Origin of the sequence: Brevibacterium sediminis (assembly GCF_013623905.1) — a bacterium.
Classification (GTDB): domain Bacteria; phylum Actinomycetota; class Actinomycetes; order Actinomycetales; family Brevibacteriaceae; genus Brevibacterium; species Brevibacterium sediminis.
This window is the reverse complement of record NZ_JABKDD010000043.1, coordinates 1-1,076: the sequence shown is the minus strand read 5'-3', so window position 1 is coordinate 1,076 and position 1,076 is coordinate 1. Positions and strand designations below refer to the sequence as shown.

Below are 1,076 nucleotides of genomic sequence, written 5' to 3'. Positions count from 1 at the left end.
ATCTCCTGGCCCTGGTCCCACGTCAGCGTTGAGAACAACGCTTCGGGCAGGGACGCGATCATGTCCTGGACCAGCCCGGTGACCGTGGCTGATTCGCGGTTGTTCGGCAACTTCCGGATCAGCGAGAACCGGGATCGGCGTTCGAAGACGGTGACCAGGCCACCGGTGTGGGAATCGACGACGAGATCACCCTCCCAGTGGCCGGGAACGCTGCGATCAGCAGCCTGCGGGGGACGGTCGATCAACAGGGCACCATCGAGCCAGGGACGACTGGACCGACGCGGCAACTTCGACTGCGGCTTCCTCGTCGTCCGACCCGATCGGAGGGCTTTGACCACGGCCAGCTCTTGACGCAGAGATCCGCGTCCTTGGACGTAGAGAGCTTGGTAGACCGTTTCATGGCTCACGTGCAGGTCCTTCCGGTCGGGGTAGTCACGCCGAAGCCTACCGGCGACCTGTTCCGGCGAGCACTTGTCGTTGAGTCCGTTGATCACGTGAGCCCGCAGCCACGGGTTATCGAGACGTTTGCTGCGGTGCTCCTTGCGTGCCTGGCGGGCATAGGTGCGGCCGTGGGCGCCGGCAGCACTATAGACCGGGTGTGGGCTGGATTTGTCGTACTCGATGATGCGGTTGCGGCGGATCTCTCGGGAGACCGTTGACGGGGCGACACCGAGCTGGGTCGCGATGGTTCTCATCGACAAGGGTGGGGTTGATTGCAGGCCGGCTTGGATCGTCATCCGATCAGCGACCGTCAGGCGATGGTAAGCACGGTGGCGTGGTGCCGGGGCAGCAACGATGGTGGTCGGCATAGTCGGTATTCTGCCGGGCGGGCGGTCAGGCAACCCGAGTCGCCGCGCCCACAGGGCGACGGTTTTGATGTTGATGCCGAGGCGGTCAGCAATCGATGATCGTGGTATGTCTTCGAGGAGGAGCCAGAAGAGTTCGTCGAGGACGTCGAAGGGCAATCGTGGACGTCTGGGTTGCGAGGTCATTGGGGGTGTTCCTTCGTTCAGTGGAAACACCCGGTCTGATAGTGCTGGTCAGACCGGGTGTTGCACTAGAACTTAGAAACCGCC

At 62.8% G+C, this 1,076-nt stretch carries 1 protein-coding gene; it reads right to left on the bottom strand.

Going from position 1 to position 1,076, the window contains the following annotated elements; all coding sequences use genetic code 11:
- A partial coding sequence (locus HK108_RS18630) for an IS30 family transposase (protein ID WP_181272610.1) occupies window positions 1-992 on the bottom strand: 992 nt, incomplete at its 3' end.
- Window positions 993-1,076 lie beyond the last annotated feature (84 nt).